The 20129-nt window shown below is 66.4% G+C and carries 13 protein-coding genes; 4 read left to right on the top strand and 9 right to left on the bottom strand.

The features are described 5' to 3' along the window. The first annotated feature begins 12 nt into the window (after positions 1-12). Together ABZX67_RS15550 and ABZX67_RS15555 are read left to right on the top strand one after the other, a co-directional pair. A complete protein-coding gene (locus ABZX67_RS15550; protein WP_355359766.1) occupies positions 13-204 on the top strand; it encodes a hypothetical protein in 192 nt (63 codons plus the stop codon). Between the two features lie 267 nt (positions 205-471). After that, positions 472-1779, top strand: coding sequence for a restriction endonuclease (locus ABZX67_RS15555; protein WP_355359769.1), 1308 nt, complete (start codon positions 472-474; stop codon positions 1777-1779). Between the two features lie 75 nt (positions 1780-1854). On the opposite strand, the gene ABZX67_RS15560 is transcribed toward ABZX67_RS15555, so the two are convergent. The 6 genes from ABZX67_RS15560 to ABZX67_RS15585 all read right to left on the bottom strand — a co-directional run bounded on the left by ABZX67_RS15560 (position 1855) and on the right by ABZX67_RS15585 (position 10562). Further along, positions 1855-2628: a DUF6339 family protein gene (locus ABZX67_RS15560; RefSeq protein WP_355359772.1), complete on the bottom strand. Its 774-nt coding sequence runs from the start codon at positions 2626-2628 to the stop codon at positions 1855-1857. Further along, positions 2628-3530 carry a hypothetical protein gene (locus tag ABZX67_RS15565; RefSeq protein WP_355359775.1) on the bottom strand — a complete coding sequence of 301 codons (903 nt, stop codon included), beginning with the start codon at positions 3528-3530 and terminating at the stop codon, positions 2628-2630. Before ABZX67_RS15565 ends, ABZX67_RS15560 begins: the two co-directional genes overlap by 1 nt. Then, positions 3527-5335: a hypothetical protein gene (locus ABZX67_RS15570; RefSeq protein ID WP_355359778.1), complete on the bottom strand. Its 1809-nt coding sequence runs from the start codon at positions 5333-5335 to the stop codon at positions 3527-3529. Before ABZX67_RS15570 ends, ABZX67_RS15565 begins: the two co-directional genes overlap by 4 nt. 68 nt (positions 5336-5403) lie before the next feature. Continuing rightward, positions 5404-6420, bottom strand: coding sequence for a PD-(D/E)XK motif protein (locus ABZX67_RS15575; RefSeq protein ID WP_355359781.1), 1017 nt, complete (start codon positions 6418-6420; stop codon positions 5404-5406). Next, complete coding sequence (locus tag ABZX67_RS15580) at positions 6417-8999, bottom strand: Z1 domain-containing protein (protein WP_355359784.1); 2583 nt, start codon at positions 8997-8999, stop codon at positions 6417-6419. Before ABZX67_RS15580 ends, ABZX67_RS15575 begins: the two co-directional genes overlap by 4 nt. A 273-nt stretch (positions 9000-9272) precedes the next feature. Further along, positions 9273-10562, bottom strand: coding sequence for a DNA cytosine methyltransferase (locus ABZX67_RS15585; protein ID WP_355359787.1), 1290 nt, complete (start codon positions 10560-10562; stop codon positions 9273-9275). A 130-nt stretch (positions 10563-10692) separates the two neighbouring features. Between ABZX67_RS15585 and ABZX67_RS15590 the strand changes: the two genes are divergently transcribed. Continuing rightward, a complete protein-coding gene (locus ABZX67_RS15590; protein ID WP_355359790.1) occupies positions 10693-11529 on the top strand; it encodes a very short patch repair endonuclease in 837 nt (278 codons plus the stop codon). Here ABZX67_RS15590 and ABZX67_RS15595 read toward each other — a convergent pair. After that, positions 11510-11698, bottom strand: a complete 189-nt coding sequence (locus ABZX67_RS15595) for a hypothetical protein (RefSeq protein WP_255137930.1) — start codon at positions 11696-11698, stop codon at positions 11510-11512. The two genes, ABZX67_RS15590 and ABZX67_RS15595, sit on opposite strands and share 20 nt — an antisense overlap. Before the next feature lie 365 nt (positions 11699-12063). On the opposite strand from ABZX67_RS15595, the gene ABZX67_RS15600 reads away from it, so the two are divergent. Then, positions 12064-15024: an ATP-dependent DNA helicase gene (locus ABZX67_RS15600; protein ID WP_355359794.1), complete on the top strand. Its 2961-nt coding sequence runs from the start codon at positions 12064-12066 to the stop codon at positions 15022-15024. A 182-nt stretch (positions 15025-15206) separates the two neighbouring features. On the opposite strand, the gene ABZX67_RS15605 is transcribed toward ABZX67_RS15600, so the two are convergent. Continuing rightward, a complete protein-coding gene (locus ABZX67_RS15605; RefSeq protein ID WP_355359797.1) occupies positions 15207-15905 on the bottom strand; it encodes a hypothetical protein in 699 nt (232 codons plus the stop codon). After that, positions 15902-19966, bottom strand: a complete 4065-nt coding sequence (locus ABZX67_RS15610) for a CHAT domain-containing protein (RefSeq protein WP_355359800.1) — start codon at positions 19964-19966, stop codon at positions 15902-15904. Before ABZX67_RS15610 ends, ABZX67_RS15605 begins: the two co-directional genes overlap by 4 nt. Between the last annotated feature and the right edge of the window lie 163 nt (positions 19967-20129).

Raw genomic sequence — 20129 nt, forward strand, 5'->3', positions numbered from 1 at the left:
TACGACGCCGCCATGCTGTTGGCGTACTCCCTGCTCATCCCCGCATTCGCCCACCGCGTCCGCCACACCTTCCCCGTGCTCAAAACAGAATCCGAACGCGTTGCACAGATCATCGTCATCACCGAGCTACTGCAGTCGGCTTTGCGCGGAGACCATCCAGAGTTCGTCCCTGCGCTTCACGCCCTAGCCGCGGAACTGGCCTGATAGGCGAAGATTGCGCTTCTTGACCGGCTCACCGACGCCGCTGGCACCGGCGGATGCTCGATAGTCGGGAGTGGCCCGGCACCATCCTCATGAGACGCCCACCAGCCCCGGCCCACGGCCCAACCGCCGTTGTCACTGCCTGCCTCTCGGCCACCAGGACCATCCAGCCTCGTCAAACCTTGAGATCGGCGCACCCCGCTCTGTCAGTACCCGCCGCTACTGTCGTGGTGAAGCATCGGGGGAGCGACTCTAGGGAGAGGGCCGGCTGTGGGCGGGAAGCTGAAAGTGGAGCAGGTGTATCGCTACGCGAGTGGCAAAGATCCGAAGCCACCGTTGCTTGACGGCTTTCCGAACGTCCACCACGTGACCCACTCGTCAGGTCACAAGCGCGCCCTGCTCGAGGCTGGCATCAACGGGATGGCGAAGGTGACCACCCCGGACGGCGCTCGACGCCCGGCGATCCTCATCCGGTCCAGTCCCTGGAAGGCCGGCACCGAGCAGACACCTTGGCACGACGTTTTCGACATGGACAACGGCCACGTCCGTTACTTCGGCGACCATAAAGCCGGTTTGAGCGTCCCGCCCGGCACCACCACCGGCAACGCCGCGCTACTCGACGCATTCACCGACCACCAGGGGCACACTCCTGATGAACGGGCCGCCGCTACCCCTCTACTGCTGTTCCGCGCCGTCCCCCAGAACGGAAAGCCCAAGGGCCATGTGGCGTTCTGCGGACTCGGTGTCATCGAGCGGACCGAGCGGCTGGTGCAATGGGGAGGCCGCGAGCACACGCCGTTCGTGAACTACGTCTACGACATCGCCCTCATAGACCTGACTTCCGAGAACGACACGGTCGCCTGGGAATGGGTCGAAGCCCGCAGAGACAAGGGTGTGTCCCACCCTCAAGCCCTCGACCTGGCGCCACGGGCATGGCGTGAGTGGGTCAAGCACGGTTCCTCAGCCCTCCCCAGACTTCGCCGCCGGGTCGCCCGGGCACAGGTCACCAAAGTACGCGATCAGCGACCGAAGCCGGGTGGTAGTGATGCCACGGACCTGGAGATGGTCTACAAGTACTTCGACGGTCGCAAACACGACTTCGAGGCGTTGGCCGCTGCGGTGGCGGCCCGCGTGCTGCGTGGGGCTGGCCACAGGTATGTCGAAGGCTGGCTTACACGCCGGTCCGGTGACGGCGGAGCCGATTTCGTCGGACGACTCGATCTCGGCAGCGGAAGCGGCCTGGCCGGCACGAGTCTCGTCGTGCTCGGGCAGGCGAAGTGTGTCAAACCCGACACCCTCGTCACCGCGGAGCAGATCGCTCGGGTGGTTGCCCGGCTCCGGCGTGGGTGGATCGGCGTCTATGTCACCACTGGCGCCTACTCCGAGCCGGCGCAAACCGAGATGGTGGAGGACCAATACCCGATCACCCTCCTCAACGGCATGAGCCTGGTCGCGGAACTGCGCAGCATGGCCAGGGACGACCACGGCGGCGACCTGGCGGCGTGCATCGAGCACGTCCTCGACGGTCGGGATACCGCGATCACGAACCGACGTCCCGAGGAGATCCTGCTGCAGTAGCCGTTCGCCGGCTGACCTACCCACGCGGACGGTGCACCTTCGGCGGCGCCCCCCTTCCGGGGCACACTCCCGTCGTCACGCGAGGGTCTGTGCTCCGACCACCACGGACAACGACTCTCGGAACACACCCTCCAACTCCTCGTCGAGTACTTCCGCCGACAAGGAGTCGAAGGAGATGAAAGCGTTGAGCCTGAGCACCCGCATGAGGAAATCCCGGAGCACCCGCCTCTCCGCATTAGGCGGTATGTCGAGCTCCTGCCAGACCCTGACGATCGCCCGCACCAGATATGGACTCCCACCGATCGACGTGCGTCGGGCGTAGATCTGGTCGAAATCCGACTCGCTGAGGACGGACAGCGAGGCGTAGAGGTCCTCCCTTCCGCCGTCCTCGTCATACAGAAGGTGTGCTCGCCACCACAGCCGACCGAAGACGTGGCGTGTGACGTCGGTCCCCAGTACCCGGTCACGGTGTAGGTCCGCGAACCGCCATGCGGCCACGTCCGGCAGCACGACGAGGGAGAGGAAGGCCCAGAGGTCTCCTGCGACCGCCTCCGCCGGAACGATGCCCGAGTCTCGGTGGAGGATCGTCGCCACCTCGATGTCGAAACTCGCCGCCTGCTTCCTGCTGGGCTTGGCGGGATAACCGCGCTCGGTGGCGCATGCGAGCACCGCCTCGCGTAGGGAGCCGAGCCTCTGCTCGGAAAGGCGGGCACCACCCGTGGCCGCGTAGAACATGGCCGGGTGGGAAAGGCGGGAACGATCACGCAGATATTCGACCGAACGTTGCAGATACCCCTCCCGGAGACCGGACGCGGCTGCGGGCAGGAGGCGCGGGTACAGGTAGACCATCACGTCTCCTTGGAGAAGAGGCCGACGGCGTGCTGGATCTTCGCCGAAAAGAGCGCCGGATCTGTGCGACGTGTCATGCGTAGGGAGGTGAGGGACATGCCGGGGAGGAAAGTGCGCAGAAGACCGAGCAGCGTGTGACCGAGCGTGTCCGGCTCAAACCGTGATGTGTCCGTCAACTCCTCGTCCGCCACAGCCCGCTCGATCATCAGGCGGACGACGTCCTGCCTTACGGCGGATTGGATGAGCCGTTCCGCGTACGACGCTTTCTCCGCGCGGCGAAGCGCGTTGAGCACGGCCGGTGTGCCGCTGTTCACGAGAAGCACGACGGCGCCCATCGTCGCCGCCTCCAGGTTCGAACCGATGTCGAGGTACCAAGGGGCCTTCTCCGGATAGCCGGCACTCTTGAAGTCGACCACCGCCATGGGGAACTGCGACGCGTCGCCCTGCAGCCGCACGCCAGCCCGGTGATGCCAGAGCACGGATCCTGCGCGCCGGGGGCCGGCGGGGTCCGGGTTGTCCAGAGCCTTCGCGAGGATCAGCTGGGTGTCGACGGACAGCAGACCACCACTGTCACGTCCGATCACGGTGAACGAAAACTGTGCCGAGCGAGTGCCTCCACCGTGCAGTGTGACCCGGTCGGCCAGCCGTCGAAGGCCGCTACCCGTAGAGCTCCAGATCACGGAAAGGGCGAGCTCGGCCTCGTACGGGAGTCCGGCCGTAGCCCTGACCGCATCGAGGTCGACCCCGACCACCGACTCAAGGGACAGGTCTCTCTGAAAGTCCCAGTCGGGTATGAAGGCGGGCAACGGCACGGCTTCCCCGTCCTCGGACTTGAGGGACCACTCGGCCATCATCACCGATCCGGCGGCCGCTCTGCGATAGGGATAGGCACGTCGGTTCACCGGCCGTCGCCCCCCGCCTCCGCCACGACCGTCAACTCGGTCATGGTGTCGGGGGCCGGCCTGACGATCAGAGACCAGACCGTGCCGTCACCGCCGGCCGCATGCAACGAGGACCCGGTCGTTATGGGGCCGTTCCCCGCACGCCATCCCAATACCGTGGGAATCGACGCCCCGATGGGTGGCTCCGTCTCGACACCTCGACCGTCGCCCAGCGCGACGGCGGCACGACCCTTTACGACGCAGGAGCCCGCGTCAGGCAAGGTGAATCGCTGGACGAGGACAGCCTCACCGTCGACGACGTCGTGTTCGGGGGCCCCGTCGTACAGAATGCGCCGGCGACCGGAGGGACCGCTCGATCCCCCTCTGGGGCCGGGGACCCCGCCGGCTCCGGCCGTTCCCGCAGAGGCCCGTCCGGTACCCGCGGCGCCTCCGGGGGACGTCGTACCCGTGGCGAAAACGGCTTCCGCGCCCTCGCCCGCCGTACCCGCCATGAGCCCCGCCATGAGTCGGCTCATGCCCGCGAGGGAGACGCCTTCGCCCGCCTCGTGCGATACCGAGCCGGGTCCGGATGCCTCCTTCATAGCGTCGTTGATCTTGCGGAGGGCGTGCTTGGCCAGGCGATGGTCGTCTCCGCTGAGTTTGTCCACCAACCAGGCGTCGTGCGACGCGGGCTCCGCCGCTGCGAAGACCCGGTCCATGCCGGCGTCGGCGCGGAAGACCGCCGCGTAGCCCCCGCTCTCCTCGAAGAAGGGAGGCCCCTCGATGTATCTCACCACCAGATCGACCGGTCGCATGAGGCACGTGTGATGAAGCCGCTCCCCGATCCCCGCCTCCTGTGCCACCCGAGGGGGGCTTCCTTGGGGTGAGATGAACTTCCGCATGCCGAGTCGGCCGAGGACGCGTCCCAAAGACTTGTGTTCAACGAGACGATTCATGTCGTCGTAGGCCCAGACGAACGGGCGCAGGTGGGGGACCTCCGACGGCCTGGGAACGGGAACGGTCCGGCCCTCGTGGCTGGCGGAGAAGCGCATAGGCGCGTCACCCCCCTCCGGCAGCATCTTCGGCCAAAGGTTCCAGACCATGGCGTCGACGATCCACCGCATGGCCTCGGCATCGTCGCGTTCACCGAAGACGGGGTCGAGGATCGCGACGGAGGTCCCCGTCTCGCCGTCGGGAAGGGAGTCCAGGCCGAGGCTTCTGGCAACCTCGTCAGCCTCCTCCCCGACCAGCGGCTCGACGTAATCGTGCTGGACCTTTCCCCAGAAGTGGCGGCCGGTGAAGGTCTTCGTAGCGTCGTCGCCTTCCACGGTGTAGCTCTCGTGCACCGCCCATCCGATGAGTCGGGTCTCCAACCGGTCGTCCACCCGACAGCGCGTGTGCACGACCACCGTGTGCGATGCGGAGAGGAGGTGGAACACCGCCTTTCCGAAACCATAGGTGCCACCACGACCGGTGACCTTGCTCGAGCTGCCGGTCTTGCGGACGAACGACGCGAAGTCGGACTGCCCGGGAACCGCGACGTCGGCGCGGGTGGGTCCGCCCAATCCCCTCGTCCCCGTGTCGGTCACAATCAGGATGCGTAGGGCAGGACGTGCCAGCGAGGTCCGAAGCTTGAGATGTCGAAGCTGGGGTGCGCCCATGGCGAAGAGGTCGCGCCACACCGGCGCCTCACTGGGCCCGAGCGTACGCAGTTCCACTCGGTAGTCCACGGGGCCGTCCCCGGTCCGCGCGTCCCAGCTGTTCTGGGCCGACTCCCTCACGAGAAGCGTCAGCGGGTCCAGCTCGGTGCCGTCGAGGTTCTTCAAGGCGCCCTCGGCCGTCCCTCCGCCGCCGGGGGCGTAGGGCTCGGACGACCAACGTGGGGATTCCGCGGTCATGACGTCCGCCCCACTTCGTCCAGGAAAGCGTCCACAGCCGGATCGTCCAGCATCGGCGAGTGGACGCCCGCCAGATCGACGGTGTAACGAACGTCCAGGAGTCCGTCGGGTACCGGCTCTCTTAGGGACGCCGTCGTGAGTCGGGGGAAGACCTCATCGACCTCGTACCAACGTTCTTCGACGGGTGACACGCGCAGCGCCCCTTCGTCGTCCGTCTGCGCGTGCTGGTAGCCGACATGTGCCAGTCGAAGCCACAGCTCCGACTCGTCGACACACAGCGGTGCCGCCTCCGCGGCGAGCTCGCCGACGGTGCGCCCCCGCGGAGTCCGTTCGAACCGATGCCAGGCCAGCACCAGGCGCCCGCCCCGCGGCGCCTCCAGCTGGTCGAGCGCGTGGACTTCGAACGTCCTGCGTTCGGACGTCGTGTAGGTGCTCTTCACCTCGACGGCGTGGAGACCGTCGGAGAAGTCGTGACGCCCGCCCTCGGGACCGGTCCACAACCTCACCGCGCCGGGATCCTTGTCGAGTAGACGGAGCAGGACCAACAACTCGCCGGCGATGCCGATCTCCTGCGCCTCGGTGAGCGTACGGGGCACACCGCTGAAGAGCTGGCGCCACCGGTTCACCACCGCCAAGGTCGTGCGGTAGGGGTGCCGTCCATCCGCCTCCAGGGCCACGAGGACATCGGCACACAAGCCCGTGAAGACGTCGTCGAGGTCCCTACGGGTACAGACGATATCCGCGAAACGACCGTAGGTCTCGTCGTCCTCCAAGGCCCGATCGGCGACGCGAAGCGTTCCGCCGATCCGCCCCGTAGGGATTCGTCGTCTTCCATGGAGGGGGATCAGCAGGTGTCGCAGCCTATTGCCGTCGGTCGCTACGGAGACGGAGCCGTGTTCCGTGACGACGGGAAGCGAGGAGGTCCTGAGTGCGGCTCCGGAGCCGAGTGGAGCGAGGTCCAGCTCGGCCCAGTATCGATCTAGCAGGCGCCTAAGGTCGGTACCCCCGCTCAACTCTCGTCCTCCTCGAAGAGCAGTGAGAGGTCCTCCTCCTCGTCGTCCTGCACTCGGGACAGGTCGGCGCTGTAGTACTCCACCTCGCTGTCCTCCCCTCGTGGCATCGGAAAGACCAGACCGACGCCGATGACGTGGTCGACGGCGCCGAGCGGGGCACGACTCTCGCGGTTCGTCGGCGACGGAGAGTGCGCGTCGATCGGGTAAAGGGTCAACAGCGCGGTGTCCGGTGCCTGCTCGCGCCTGGCGTTCTTCAGAGCCGCCTCGTTGATCTCCGTCAGCGCACCGAGGTCGAGGTCGACGCCGGCGTCGCGACGGCTCATCAGGGTCTTGATGTCGGCGGCGTCGTTGCCGCTCTCCCCGAGCTTCGCTCGGATAACGCGGTCGACGGCGATCCCGGGGGCGAACTCGTACCGCTTGTCCGGATCGCCGCTGAGCGGGTTTCCGATGACCGCTACGTTCCAGCGCTTGAGCGCACCGCCGCCACCGGATCGCACCCGGCGCTCGACGTAACTGCGCAACAGGCCAGCATCGCATTCCAACGACTTGCTGTGGAAGCGATACTCGTCGAGGAAGTCCAGGACGATGTCGTAGGGCACGCCTCGGAGAACGTGGCGGCCCTGGGAGCCCCTTTCCTCGTGCCGGGCTCCCGCCAGACGCACGGAACGGTCGACGAGGTCGTGGGCGGCCTTTCGGTTGGCCTTCAACCACTCGGCGTCCTGCGTACGGAAGTAACGGGTCTGCACCCGCTGGCCTCCGTACGCCGCGCTCGCCTTCACCGCGTCCCGCATCTTGCCAGCCGCGGTGATGCGGAGTGACGGGTGGGTGCGCATGCGGACGGCGAAGGTCGTCGGTGTCTTGTCCTCAATCATGTACACGTCGATGTCGCGGCGCATCTCCGACTCGACGGTGGCGATGTGCCGGAACCAGTCGCGCATCGAGTCCGTCATCCAGATGCGTGGCAGGTCCGCGTACCCGTCGCGGAATCCGAACCAACGGCCCATCTGCAGCAACGAGTCGTACGTCGATGCGTTCCGCACGAAGTAGCTGACGGCGAGGCCCTCGAGGGTCAGGCCGCGGGACAGGGTGTTGCCGCCCACCGCGATGGCGACCACCGGACCGGCCTCGTAGTCCAACCGCTTCACACTCTTCGAGTTGTCCAGGATGATGCGGCAGTCGTCCACCACGCCGGCCATCAGCGGCAGGAGGGCGTCGAAGGGGACAGGCGTCTCCCCGAGGTCCGGCTCGTTACCGGGGACGCGGGCGACCTCGGCCTCCCAGAGCCGCCTCAACTCATCGAGAAGTTCCCCGTCGGCGGCCTCGAGATACCCGGCCGTCCGCTTACGGAACGCCTCCAAGGGCCCTTCGAAGCTCTCGTGGACCAAGGTGCTCACGCTGGTGTGGATCAGCATCGTGGAGTGGGGAACGCCCGTTCCGCGCACCCGTCGAGCGGCGGTGACGAGCCAGAAGTACAGGACGGCCGTCCTCAAGGCACCGCTGATCTCGGGCACGAACCCCTCAATCTCGTCTCGTCCCGGTCGAACGAGGGGCACCTCCTCGTCGGGGACCGTGCGGATCATGTCGTATCCGTCCGGTACTTCCTGCGGGTCCTCGCCGTCCAACGCGTCACGACCGAACAGGACCTCGGTGCCGAAATGACCGCGCGGCTTCGGCAGGTTGACGACGAAGTCTTCCGGATAGAGGTCCTTGGCGGCGGGGTCGATCAACAGGTTAGCGAAGGGCGTGGCGGTGTAACCGACGTATCCCCCGCGGGGGAACAGGTCGATGATCTCCCGGATCAGGGGATTGGTGCTGCGTGAGGCGACGCTCGCCTGGTCGGCCTCGTCGTCGATGATCAGTGTCGGGCAGTTACGCAGGTAGTCGGGCGCCTTCTCCAACCACGCCTTGAGCTTCCGCAGCCTGGGCACGTTCTTTTTGATCACGCAGAGGACGTGCTGCTGACTCTTGTCACCGAAGAAGGCTGCGGGGTTGCCCGCGGGAGGTTCGAAGTCCCCGACGCGACCGGTGAGCGTGTGCCATTGGTCTATCACCGGCTCCACCAGCTGCCGCTCGAGGCGGAGCTGGGTCTGCAGCCTCAGACCGTTGTGGATACCGGCCAGGACGATGAAGAACTTGTATCCGGCGTCGGCCGCCTTCGCGATGAGCGCGGTGAAGTTGCTGGTCTTGCCCGACTGCACGTACCCGACGACCAGTCCCCTGGTCGAGAAGGCGCTCTCCAGGGGGTGGTCGAGCATCGAAACGACCTTGGTCGACGCGGAGTCGAGGCCGCGCAGGCTGTCCTCGTTCCACGACTGTTTCGCCAACAGGTTCCTGAGAGCGGGCCAGCACCTGTCGTCGTCCTGGGGACCGACGTACCAGGTCTCGCGGTTGTTCCGAACGACGGAACCAGGCTCCCGCTTCTCGCGGACGGCGATGGTCTCCTGCTGATGACGCTCCGCGATGCGCTTGGCGAGCTCGTCAGACATGCCGAAGAGCCTGATCGTCGCCAACGCCTGTTCAGGCGTGTGCGTCTTGATGAGGCGCTTGAACGCCTCATACTGACTATCGAACTCGTTCAATCCCCACCCCTTGGATGCGCGTCGTTCCGCGATCGTGGGGCTGGCGGTCCGGTCGCCGTACGGTGGGCGTCGGTGCCGCCGTCTTGTACGGCCGCGGACATCAGCTAGGCCAAGGCACCCCCACCTCGCGCCCTCCCCAGGGCACGGGCTGACAGCGGGGCACCCCGACGTTGTTGTCGAGTGAAACAAGCTTATATCTGGTCGCTACGCCAGCAGGGTCCCAGCGCAGAAAGAGGACCCACCCGATGACAGCCGCACGAGCACGTTCACCGCTCACGCGGCTGTCGTGAGCCTGCACCGCGGCTTCCGCACGCGGGGCACCCTCGGTGTGCGGGAGTCGTGGAGATCCCTCTGGGCCAGAAGCAGCGGTGCCAGATGCTCGGCGATGGCCCGTCCCAATCCGACGGGCACGGCGTTGCCGATCTGTCGCGCGATCTGGGTCCTGCTCCCACACCACTGGAAGGTCTCGGGGAAGCCTTGCAAGCGGGCCGCTTCCAGATGTGTGATGGGACGGTGCAACCACGGGTGGAGGTAGCGCCCCTTCTCCGGTTTGAAGAATTCCGTACGGATGGTGACCGAGGGCTTGTCTCGATGCAGTCGACCCATGACGTCCGCGGAGCCGGTCTTGTGGTTCTTCCAGCAACGAGAGAGGAGCTCGAAGGGAATGTCGAACCTATTCCCCCCCTCCGGGATGGACCGATAACGCGCCATCGAAATTGGCTTTATGCCATTTCGACTCAGGTGAAGTTCGTCCATGGAGAAAGGACCAGCGACCTTTTGTCCGTTCACGATTTTCCGCCGAGCGGGAAGCTCCGGGGACAACTTGCGCAAGACAAGATCCGAGATCGTCTGCCATACCGTCCGCTGAGGCCCGTCGGCAGGCCCCGGAATCAACCGGGACTGCAGTTCCATATCCGAGATTTCCTCGACACGGCTGGGAGCCCCGGAATCCGAAGGCAACAACAGATCCTTACGGATACCGATTGCAATGGTCCGGAAGCGTCGCTGCGGGACGCCGTGATCGGCGGAGTTGAGAAGGTCATCAAAAATGCGATAGTCGGAGAGAGCCCCCCCAGCAAGCGTTTCACTGATCAGATGTCGAAATTCGGGCGACTTCCTGAATGCGTCGACGTTCTCCATAACAAACACCATCGGCCGGACCGTCGAAACCACTTTCAGGTAGTGACGCCAGAGCTGATTACGCTCATCGTTCGGATCCTGATTACCGAGTCGAGAGAATCCCTGACACGGTGGGCCACCCAACACGATGTCGGCTTCGGGGAGCGCTCCAGGCCGGCCCACCCACTGTGCGATGTCCCCTTGGTGGATGTGTGCCCCGAAGCGTTCGGAGAAGTTCACGGCGTAGGTAGCCGCCGCAGCAGGATCAAGCTCTACGGCGGCGACCGGGCGGTACACCGCCCGGCCCTCATGGAGGGCTTCCACGAAGCCCTGTGTCAGCCCCCCACACCCGGCGAATAGGTCGATCGTCCGTAGCGGCGGGAGATCGGCATCGCCGCTGGCCGCCTTCCGGGAGACGCCGACTTCGGGATGTGGTTGGGTCATTGGCGCACTGTAGCCGGCTGGCCGGCTAAAGGACAACCTTGTGACCTTACAGCTCATCGGTGTTCTACGCCGGCCCTCAATCCGGTCACCCACACGGATCCTTTTTGGCGGAAACCACTACGCTCGAAGCGTGGTCCACGTACACACGGCCGCCAAAACCCCCGCTGTCGCTGAAAAGGGCGGGCGCGCCGCCCCAGTCGAGCATCCTCCGCCCCGTGCCTGGCGTCCCCGGGCCGGGATGACAAGAAGCGACCGTGTACGCGAGCAGGATCGAGCCGCCGGCGGTGCGTCCAAGCGGTTCGTCACCGTCGATGACGGCAACAGGGTGCCGGCCACCGTCGTGCTGACCCCTGTACGGAGGACGGGCCGCGTCATCGCCCGGCTCCAGTGGACGTCCGCCGGGCGAAAGCAGCGACTTCTTCTCGGTGAGGTCCATCACCCCACCCGCAGCGCCAATCTCCGAGCCGCCTGGCGCCTCGCCGAGGAGACCGGGCTCCTGGTGGAGGAGGACGTAAGGGGGTCATGGGCCACATCCGCAGGCACACGGGCCTCCATGCGCTCGAACAGGGGACGGGACACCAAACCCGAGCGCAGGCTACGGTCGGCATTGCATCGGCAGGGGCTGCGCTACAGAGTGTCGGTCAGACCGGTGCCGACTCTTCGCCGAACCGCAGACGTCCTGTTCACCAAGTACAAGGTGGCGGTTTTCGTGGACGGTTGCTACTGGCACGGCTGTCCGGCACACGGTTCGATCCCTTCAAGCAACAGGGATTTCTGGGTCGCGAAGATCGAGGGCAACAAAAGGAGGGACGCGGAGACGGACAGACTCCTGGTGGAACAGGGTTGGTTCGTCGTCCGCGTTTGGGAGCACACGGCGATCGAGGACGCGGTGACGCTCGTGCGGCTAGCGCTCGAAGAGTCGAAGAGCCACTTCAGCCCGCGGGCGATCAGAGGGGACGTCCGTTGATCAGGTCGTCCAAGGCGTCGGCTTCCCTCCGCAGGACGATCCGCCCGTCGCCATCGCTATAGGCGAGGAGGCGTGCGCCGACCGACAGGCCAGCCTCGACGAGGAGCCCCATAGGCAGCTCTACCGAACCGTCCTCGCGCACGACGATCTCAGCCGGTTCTCGGATCATTGAGCCATGATGGCACGTCGCCGTGCCCACGAAAGGGCCGCCAGCGCGTCTTCGGGATTTGACAAGGTCCAAGACGCTCAGGAAGCACACCGAGGCAGTTCGCCTTCGCCACTGCTACCGATTCGTCTCTCGGACCGCTGGCCGAAGCCGGACTCGAGCCGGCCATCTCTTCCCCCTCTTGCGAGGGCGACTTGCCTCATCGCCCTCCGTCGAGCCGGGGACTGGCTGGAGACCGTCGGAAACGCGGTCGCTCATGGTGGGTCCGTAGGACGCCTCGGAGCACGAACTCGCAGCTCACCCCGCGTTGTCAGAGCCGGCCGGCACGATGAAGGTATCAACGGCCTTCACGAAGGGGTGGACGAGCGGTGGACGTTGAGCAGGCGCTCAAGGGGTGGCTCACTCAGGAGCAGTACGAGGCGGCCGTGGCGCCAGAGCGGGAGGTCCTGGCGATCGCCGGCGCTGGTTCGGGCAAGTCGCGGACCCTTGCGGGCCGCGTCGCCCATCTCGTGGCCTCGGGGGCCCCGCCCGAGTCGGTGGTCGCCTTCACCTTCTCCGACAAGGCGGGGGAACAGATCAAGGTCAGGGTCGCGCAGGCTCTCGAGGTATGCGGTCTGGACCCCCACCTGGTCGGCGGCATGTACATCGGCACCATCCACGCCTGGTGCCGTCGGGTACTCGGCGAGATGGACGCGAACTACCGTCAGTTCGACGTGCTGGACGAGATGCGGTATCAGCTCTACCTGATCTCGCGTTACCCGAAGCTGGGGATCGCGTCGCTGAGGGACGCCCACCCCACTTCTGGGGGGTACCGGCACGGGTACTACAAGACCCTGCGGCAGCTCGGTCGGGCTTGGCAGATGATGAACGACGAGCTGCTCGACCCCCGAGAGGTCGCGGCGGAGGACCCGGAACTGGGCGAGGCCCTCGAGCGTCTGCGCAGCCACCTGGAGAAGGACCACTTCATCGACTTCTCGCTGATGCAGCGACTCGTGGTGGAGGCACTCGAGTGTAAGGACCCTGGCGCCGCGCGTGCGCTGGCCTCACTGCGACACGTGCTGGTCGACGAGTACCAGGACGTCAACGTGGTGCAGGAGCGCCTGATCGGCCTTATGCACGCGCATTCACAGACCCTCTTCGTCGTCGGCGACGACGACCAGGCGATCTACGGCTGGCGTGGCGCCGACGTCACGAACATCCTGGAGTTCACCCGCAGATACCCTCGCGCCTCCGAGCACCGGCTGCTCACCAACTTCCGTTCCACTACGGCGATCGTGGAGGCGGCCGGTGACTTCGCCGCCCAGGAGCTCGGTGCCGTCCGCCTGCCGAAGCGCCTCAAGGCTGCCGCCGATCGAGAGCCCCGCGAATTCGCCGTCCAGCACTTCCCGGACCGGCCCTCGGAGGCGGAGTTCGTGGCGGATCGTATCCAGGAACTCCTCGGCACCGAATACGAGGAGTCCGACGGCACCGTCCGAGGGCTGACTCCGGCGGACTTCGCCGTCCTGATGCGGTCGACGGAGACGTCGGAGTCCGACGGTTCCAAGCGTCACAGGGCTTTCGTGGAGGCGCTGAGCGCCCGGGGCATCCCGTACGCGCTGAACGCCGGCAGTCAGCTGTTCGATCGGGCGCAGCCCGCAGCGATCCGCAGCGCTTTCGGCCTGCTTCGTGACGGATCCCCCGACCGTGACGAGGTCGAGCGCCTCTTCCGCTCGGATCTCCTGCTGGCGTTCCCGAAGGCGGACCTGAAGCGGGTGAGGGAGGTCTTCGCCGACTGGGGGCGACGGATCCATGCGCCTGTGGCCCAGGGTGCGCCGCGGCAGCGTCTCTTCCCGCAGGAGCTCCTGCACGAGTTGTTGCACGCCCTCGATGTCGCCGACAGCGGGTTCGACGACGGGGTCATGGCGGACCTCGGCACCTTCAGCCGCATCCTGCAGGACGTCGAGTCGGTCTACGTTTCCATCGACGGAAGCAACCGCTTCGGAGACCTTCTCAACTTCCTGGAGAACGTCGCTGGTGACGGCTACGAGACCGACAATCAGATGGTGAGCCGTCCCGACGCCGTGTCGGTGTCAACGGTGCATCGTGCCAAGGGACTCGAGTTCCCCGTCGTGTTCGTGGTGGACGTGGAGGCCAACCGGTTCCCGGCCAAGCGGCGGAGCTACGACGGGTGGATGCCCACAATCCTCATCCAGCAGGCCCTCGACAACGGTTCCTATCAGACCGGGGATGCGGACCAGGCGCGCCTGTTCTATACGGCCATCACTCGGGCCGAGCGCTACCTGTACGTCACGGGGGCGTCGATGCTTCCCGGTGGCAAGCGGGTGTCCCGCGTCTCGCGCTTCGCGGCCCGCTTGTCCCACCCCGAGATCAGACGCGACCTGCTTGACCCCGGCGCTCCGCCCTGCGTGACGCCGCCCTCGACCACTCCGCGCCGCCGGGGAGACGAATCGGTCCTACCCACTACTTACTCCCAGATCCGCTCCTACATGCGGTGCCCGTACTCGTACAAGCTGGGCGAGGTCAACGGCTTCTCTCCCGCCATCCCGGAGCTCTTCGGGTTCGGCCGGGCCGTGCACGCCGCCGTGGGCAAGCTCCATGAGATCTACAAGGATTGCCCGCCGACGCCTGAAGCCGCCCGTGCCGTCGCCGAGGACCTTTTCCACCTGAAGCACGTCGCGCCCAGCACCGACCCGGTCAACCGCCCGGGCGCCTACGAGCGGGCGAAGCAGAAGTCTTCGGACGTCGTCGCCGGCTACGCCGCCGAGTACGGGCAGGACTTCGAACGTCGGCGCCAGGTCGAGCTGCCTTTCGAGGTGCCGATCGAGGGAGCCGTCATCTCGGGCGCGATCGATCTGCTCCTCTGTGTCGACGAGGCGGAGGAGATCCAGGACGCCAAGGTGATCGACTTCAAGACGATGGAAGGCGGCGACGACCCGGTCCAGAACGAGGACCTGCACTGGGAGGACCTGTCCCTCCAGGTACAGCTCTATGGCCGGGGGGCCGAAGTCGTCCGAGGCATGAACGCGCGCACGGGCGCCGTACACCTCCTCAAGGACGGCAAGCGCGTCGACGTTCCCGTCGACGTCGACGCTATGAGGGACGCGGTCACCAACGTCGAATGGGCCGTCGAGCGGATCGTCGAAGGCGACTTCCCGCGGCGCGGTTCGGCAGGCAAGTGCGCCGGCTGCGACTTCAGGCGGCTGTGCTCCCAGAAGGTCGAGCCGTTCGCCACCGACGTCGAGCCGCCCGCCCTCCACTTGCCGGACGGGAACGGCGGGAAGAGGTTCCTGCAGATCGCTGCGTTCTCCCGTACGGGGCCTGGGAAGTGAATCGCCAGCCACCGCTGCCGGACACGCGCTCACGTCCGGCAGCGGTGGCTGCACCGTTCCCATCGGGCGCGGCACTTTAACCGGCTTCGCAGGGCGGCGTGAACTACTGAAGCGGCCGAGACCGCGTGAATGCAGTGGCGATTGGGATCACCCGCTTCGGCGCACGAATCTTTCCGTCACGATCACCGAAAGTCTATTGTTCGAAGTGCGGGAGGTAGTACGGCTCGGTATGGGATCAGACCGAGACGGCGCTGTTTGACAGTCGCCGCCATCGTGATGTGGGCCCGTGCCGGCACACCGGCGGGGACCCGGACGATGAGGGCGAGCGACTCGTCGCCGACCAACGGCGTGCCGGAGGTGGCGCTGAACCGCCACTCAGGGTCGCTGTCGCGTTCTCCCATGCCGACTACGAACAGTTCCTCACGGCCGCCCTGTTCCGGTGCGTATTCGACACCGGCCTCCACGAGCATGAGCTTGGCTGTCAACTTCAGTTGGACGGAGGTCGAGACAGGGGCAGCTCGCTTCTTCGGCGAGATGGACCATGCGATCGGCTGCCGATCGGCCGGCTCGTCGGGAGCCTCCAGCCGGATACCGATGCCCGCATCCACGAAGGGGGACCCGTCATGAGCAGGGCGGAACGAACAAACCAGGCTGAGGAGCAGGTAGTCGTACTGGCCGACCTGTGACTCCAGGAAATCTTGCCAGCCCCCGTCGCCCTCGGCGGCCTGCGCGGCGGTGAGGGGACGCACGACGGGGGTACCCAACGAAACCCGTCCCGTCAGAGGGGGCAAGGGGGTGGGCGTCCGAAGGAGGAGCGTCGGCACAAGGTCAACGTCGTAGGTCGGCGCTGCCGCTTCGGTCGTCTGATCGGGGGGCGTCATGCGGTGGCTCCATTGGGGGAATCGGTGGTCCTGCGCCAATCCCCGATGAAGCAAAAGGCTCCCCAGTCACGGTAGGCGGGGTGGCGGGCACGAGTCATGGACTGGGCGGTGCGGAACGCGGTGCGCCGGTCCGGGTCGGTGGCGAGCTGTTCGTACAACGTGCTGAAGAATTCTGTGGCCACGTCCGGAGCCACTGGCCAGAGACACCCGACTATGGCGGTGGCACCGGCTGAGAGGAAAGCAGCGGGTAGGCCGTGCAGGTTGTCGTTTATGTCGAAGCGGCCAAGAGCCGACTCGCATGCGCTCATGGTGACGAGCTCGACGCCGCGCAGGTCGGTTTTGAGAATGTCGTGGGCGAAGACCCGGCCATCATCGCCGGTCTCCGGATCCGGCGCCAGGTACAGGCACTGGTACCAGGGTGCCCACTCGTTGTGCGACCCGTGGGCCGCCACATGGACGTAGCGGGCTCCGGGTAGGGCTTCGAGGAAACGGCGCGGGGTGGCGGCCGCCCCCAGAACAGGGTCGGCATCCCCCATCGAAGCGGCGACTCGTGCGGTGTGCCCCTCTAAGGATTCGGTGCCGCCGCTGTCGAACGCGAAGGCGGCCAGCGCCTGGCGCGGTGCGGGTGGTGCGGGCCGGTCCGGACGACTGAGGAAGGAGAGGCTGGGCACCTGGGTGACGGTCCAGTCGTCTGCCAGCGGGCGGCCGTCGGCGGAGAGAAGGTGAAACGGAAGGTAGTGGAGCGGGCCGTTCGGCCAGACACAGAGATGGGTCTTGCCCTGGGTGAGCCAGGAGGGCAGGGATTCAGTGAATCCGGCCAAATACGAGCCAGAATCATCGGCGAGGAACTGTTGGGCGATGCGGGTTACGTTGCGGTGCAGTGGGTCGACGGTGATCTCACGTCGCAGTGCCGCGATCTGAATCGCTGCGGGCGACACGTTGAGAGAGTGGCCAGCCTTCCACACTCGGGTCAACCCGCCATCGATGTCCGGAAACATCATCGTGCGATGAGCGAACCCCTCGTGGGTCACCGCGAGACCCTGCAGGGCCATGATGGGGTTGACCGATTCCTGGTGGTGAACCTGGCTGAGGAAGAGCGAGAGCAACACCGTCTCCTCGGGCAGCAGGGTCTGGATTTCGTCGAGCTCTAGCAGCGGGAGCCGTGTCGGCTCCCGGGCTGTGCGCAGTTCTCGGCTGATCCGGCGATCGGCGGCACGCTGCAGGTTGCGCACCTCGGCCTCGGCGCCACTGTCAGGTTCCGCCTCGCCGGAACCCAGGTAGAAGAGCATGGCTGTCTCAGCCCCACCGGGGAGTTCGAAGTCGGGGAGCGGGTCGGGTAGCCCTGCTTCGGCAAGTCGTGCGTGGCGGAGCATCCGATCCAGACCTGTGGAGAACTCCAGTGGGCCCGGGTGCTCCGTCACAATGGTGAAGTCCATGCCCTTTGCGGCCTGGTGCACTCTCGAAATCGCCGAGAGATCGACGGTATCGCCGGTCAGCTTGTAGGTCAGCGACTGGTAGAGGTCACGCAGTTTCCAGTCCACCGTCTCGTCCGTGCCATGCCGCAGGAACACGGATGCCGGGATCAGCGCGTGAGCTGCCCGGATCGCTGACAGCCCCTCGCAGGCATGTGCGCACTCCAGCCCGGCGTCAAGGGCCGCCAGCGCGAGATCGATCTGTTGGCACGCTCCGAGATGGAATACGGCCGAGGCAAAGTTACGGGCGGCAAGCTCCGGTTCATGCTCGGCCTCGGCACGCACGCCTAGATCATGGGCGAGTACGGCGTCGAGATAGTGAAAAGCGTCGTTGTGCTGCCAGAACAGCTCGGGGTCTAGCTGCCGTGCCTCTTCGATGAGGTCGCGACCGATCTCACCGGTCTCCGCGGAGTTGGCATGGGCTGCGAGATGAACGAGTGTCGCCGCGCGTTCTGCGGCGGACCACCCTTCGGCTTCTGCGAGAGCCCGCACTTGGCCGGCGACTGTGTCCACAGGCGCCGATTCCGGGTAGCACGCCAGCCGGTCGTCGGCGAGGCAGTGCACCTCACTCGCCCAGCGTAGTCGGCGGTGGGAGTCTCGTGCGAGATTAGGCAGCTCGCGGTCGGCCGCCTCGAGAAGCTGGGCCTGGAGGTCGAGGCGGTGGGCTTCAGCGGCGAGGGTGAGTGCCTCCGCGAAGACACAGGATGCCTCGTGCTCCCCCTGCCGCGCCCGGATGACCGAGAGGGGCACAGGGAGCAAGCCGAGTGGGGCGTCTGGCAGGGCCAGTTCGCCGAACCGGTACAGGATGCGGAGTACGTATAGACGGCTCAGCGGATCGCGCCGTGGGTCCAGGACATCGAACGCCTTTCGGGCGGCAAGCAGGATCTCTCGGTCGTAGGACTGCTGCCGCACCCCGGCGAGGAAGGACAGTGCCTCGGCCAGAGACCTGAGGACTCGCCCCAGCGCATGACCCGACGACAGGGCCGCGGCATCCCGGAGGTACCTGACCGCCGCCTCTGCCGCTTCCGCAGCGGGTGGCATGTCGGGACCTGCGGTGTGGGGGGAGTCGTCCGGGTGGAGGGACCGGTACCGGATCTGACGGTCCTGCCAGAGGCTGAGCGCGCTGCTGAAGGTCAGCCCCGGAAGTTCGCCGAAGTATGGGCTGAGGTGTAGCAGCCCGGCGGCGAAGAGGGTCTCGGCGAGCTCATCGGTTTTGTTGTGTTCGCGCAGTACTTCGATCTGGGCCCGGACGACGTCGTGGGCGCGGCGGAACAGTATTCCGTCGGGACGTCTGACCAGGCTCAGACGCGCGGCTTCGACATACGCGTCGGCCGCCTGCCACCAAGGGCTCTCAGGCCCTGTTCCCCAACGCGCGGTTGCGGCCTCCAGCGCAAGGGTGAGTGTGGGAACAGCGTCCTCCGGCGCCCCGGAGCCCACGAGGCCCATGGCGCCGGTCACAACGGAGCCGACTGCCTCCTTCGAGAGCGGGAAGGCCGGGGCGACGACACGCTGGACCGCTTCGTCCTCCGGAATGACCCGTGCGACGATCTTAAAACCGAGTTCGGCGAGGTCTCTTGCTTGGTGCTCGCTGTCCGGTGCAAGCGGTGCAGCCGCCTCCTCCTTCTCTCTTTCCTGCTCTTCCTCGGGGTCCAGAACCGTATGCTCGAGGAGCAGGCCCATTACCCTGCATAGGTTTATGCGGTTCTCCGACTCGCGTCCCGAAGCCGTATCAAGATCGACGGCCATGCGCAGCCACGGGACTGCTTCTTGCAGCAGAGCGACGGCTTCCAGTAAAGGCTCGCGCTCAGCGCGGCGGCCGAGGGTTACGCCAATGCTTGCCGCCGCGTCCGCCTGCTCGGCAGAGCCTTCCGGGGCCTCGGCGAACGCCGTGCGCGCCGCGGACTCGGCCGCAGCGAGATCGGCGAGGTCGGCGGAGAGCCCGAGTCGCTGCAGGTGGACGCTTGCCAGGGCCAATCGGCGACGGGCGCGCAGGGCGGGCGACTCCTCGGAGAGCGCGGCCACGGCAGCGAGCAGTTCGACGGCGGAGTCGATATCGACCATACGGTCGGCGAGCGCGCGGTCGGCGACCGCCGCCCGGTCGCGGAGGGCGATGCCCAGCATAGTGTCGCGGTAGGGGGTGCTGGCGGAATCGTGGAGTAGGGCTACCGCCTCGTCGAGCGCCGACGGATCGCCGCTCTCCTCGGCGTCCTGTAAGAGATCGTTTGCATGGTGGACAGGGTCCTGCCACGGGTTGTGACCGGTTTCCTCAGTGAGCTCGGACCACAGCTCCCGGGGCACGCGTCGGTGATCTACCAGGTACAGCAGGCCGAAGACATGCATAGCCCTGGCGTGGTCGGCGGCCGACAGCGCAACGTCATCATGTGCGAGAGACCGTGCCCAGTGGTACGCGGCGACCGTGTACAGGATGTCGGCGTCCACCGCCCCCCGCTGCTCCAGGGCCTCGCCTGCGGCCGCCATCAGTTCTGCGGCGGCTTTCACCCCTGCGTCGTCGAGTACGACATCCGGCGCCCCGCCGCTATGGAAGGCCCTGACTCTGTCGGCCAGTTCTCTGAGCAGCGCATCCCTCACCCCGTAACCTCCTGAGCGCCCAGGGTAGGCGATCGCTCCATCAACCGCTGGCGCAAGCAAGAGTCAGTGCTGCGTCCGACGCGTTTATAGATCCGCCTGTTTGAACGGACGGCGCAGCATCTGTTGGACCTGGGAGCCATCTGGGAGCCAACCCGCTCCCCGA

Source organism: Streptomyces sp. NPDC003036 (assembly GCF_040611175.1).
GTDB lineage: Bacteria > Actinomycetota > Actinomycetes > Streptomycetales > Streptomycetaceae > Streptomyces.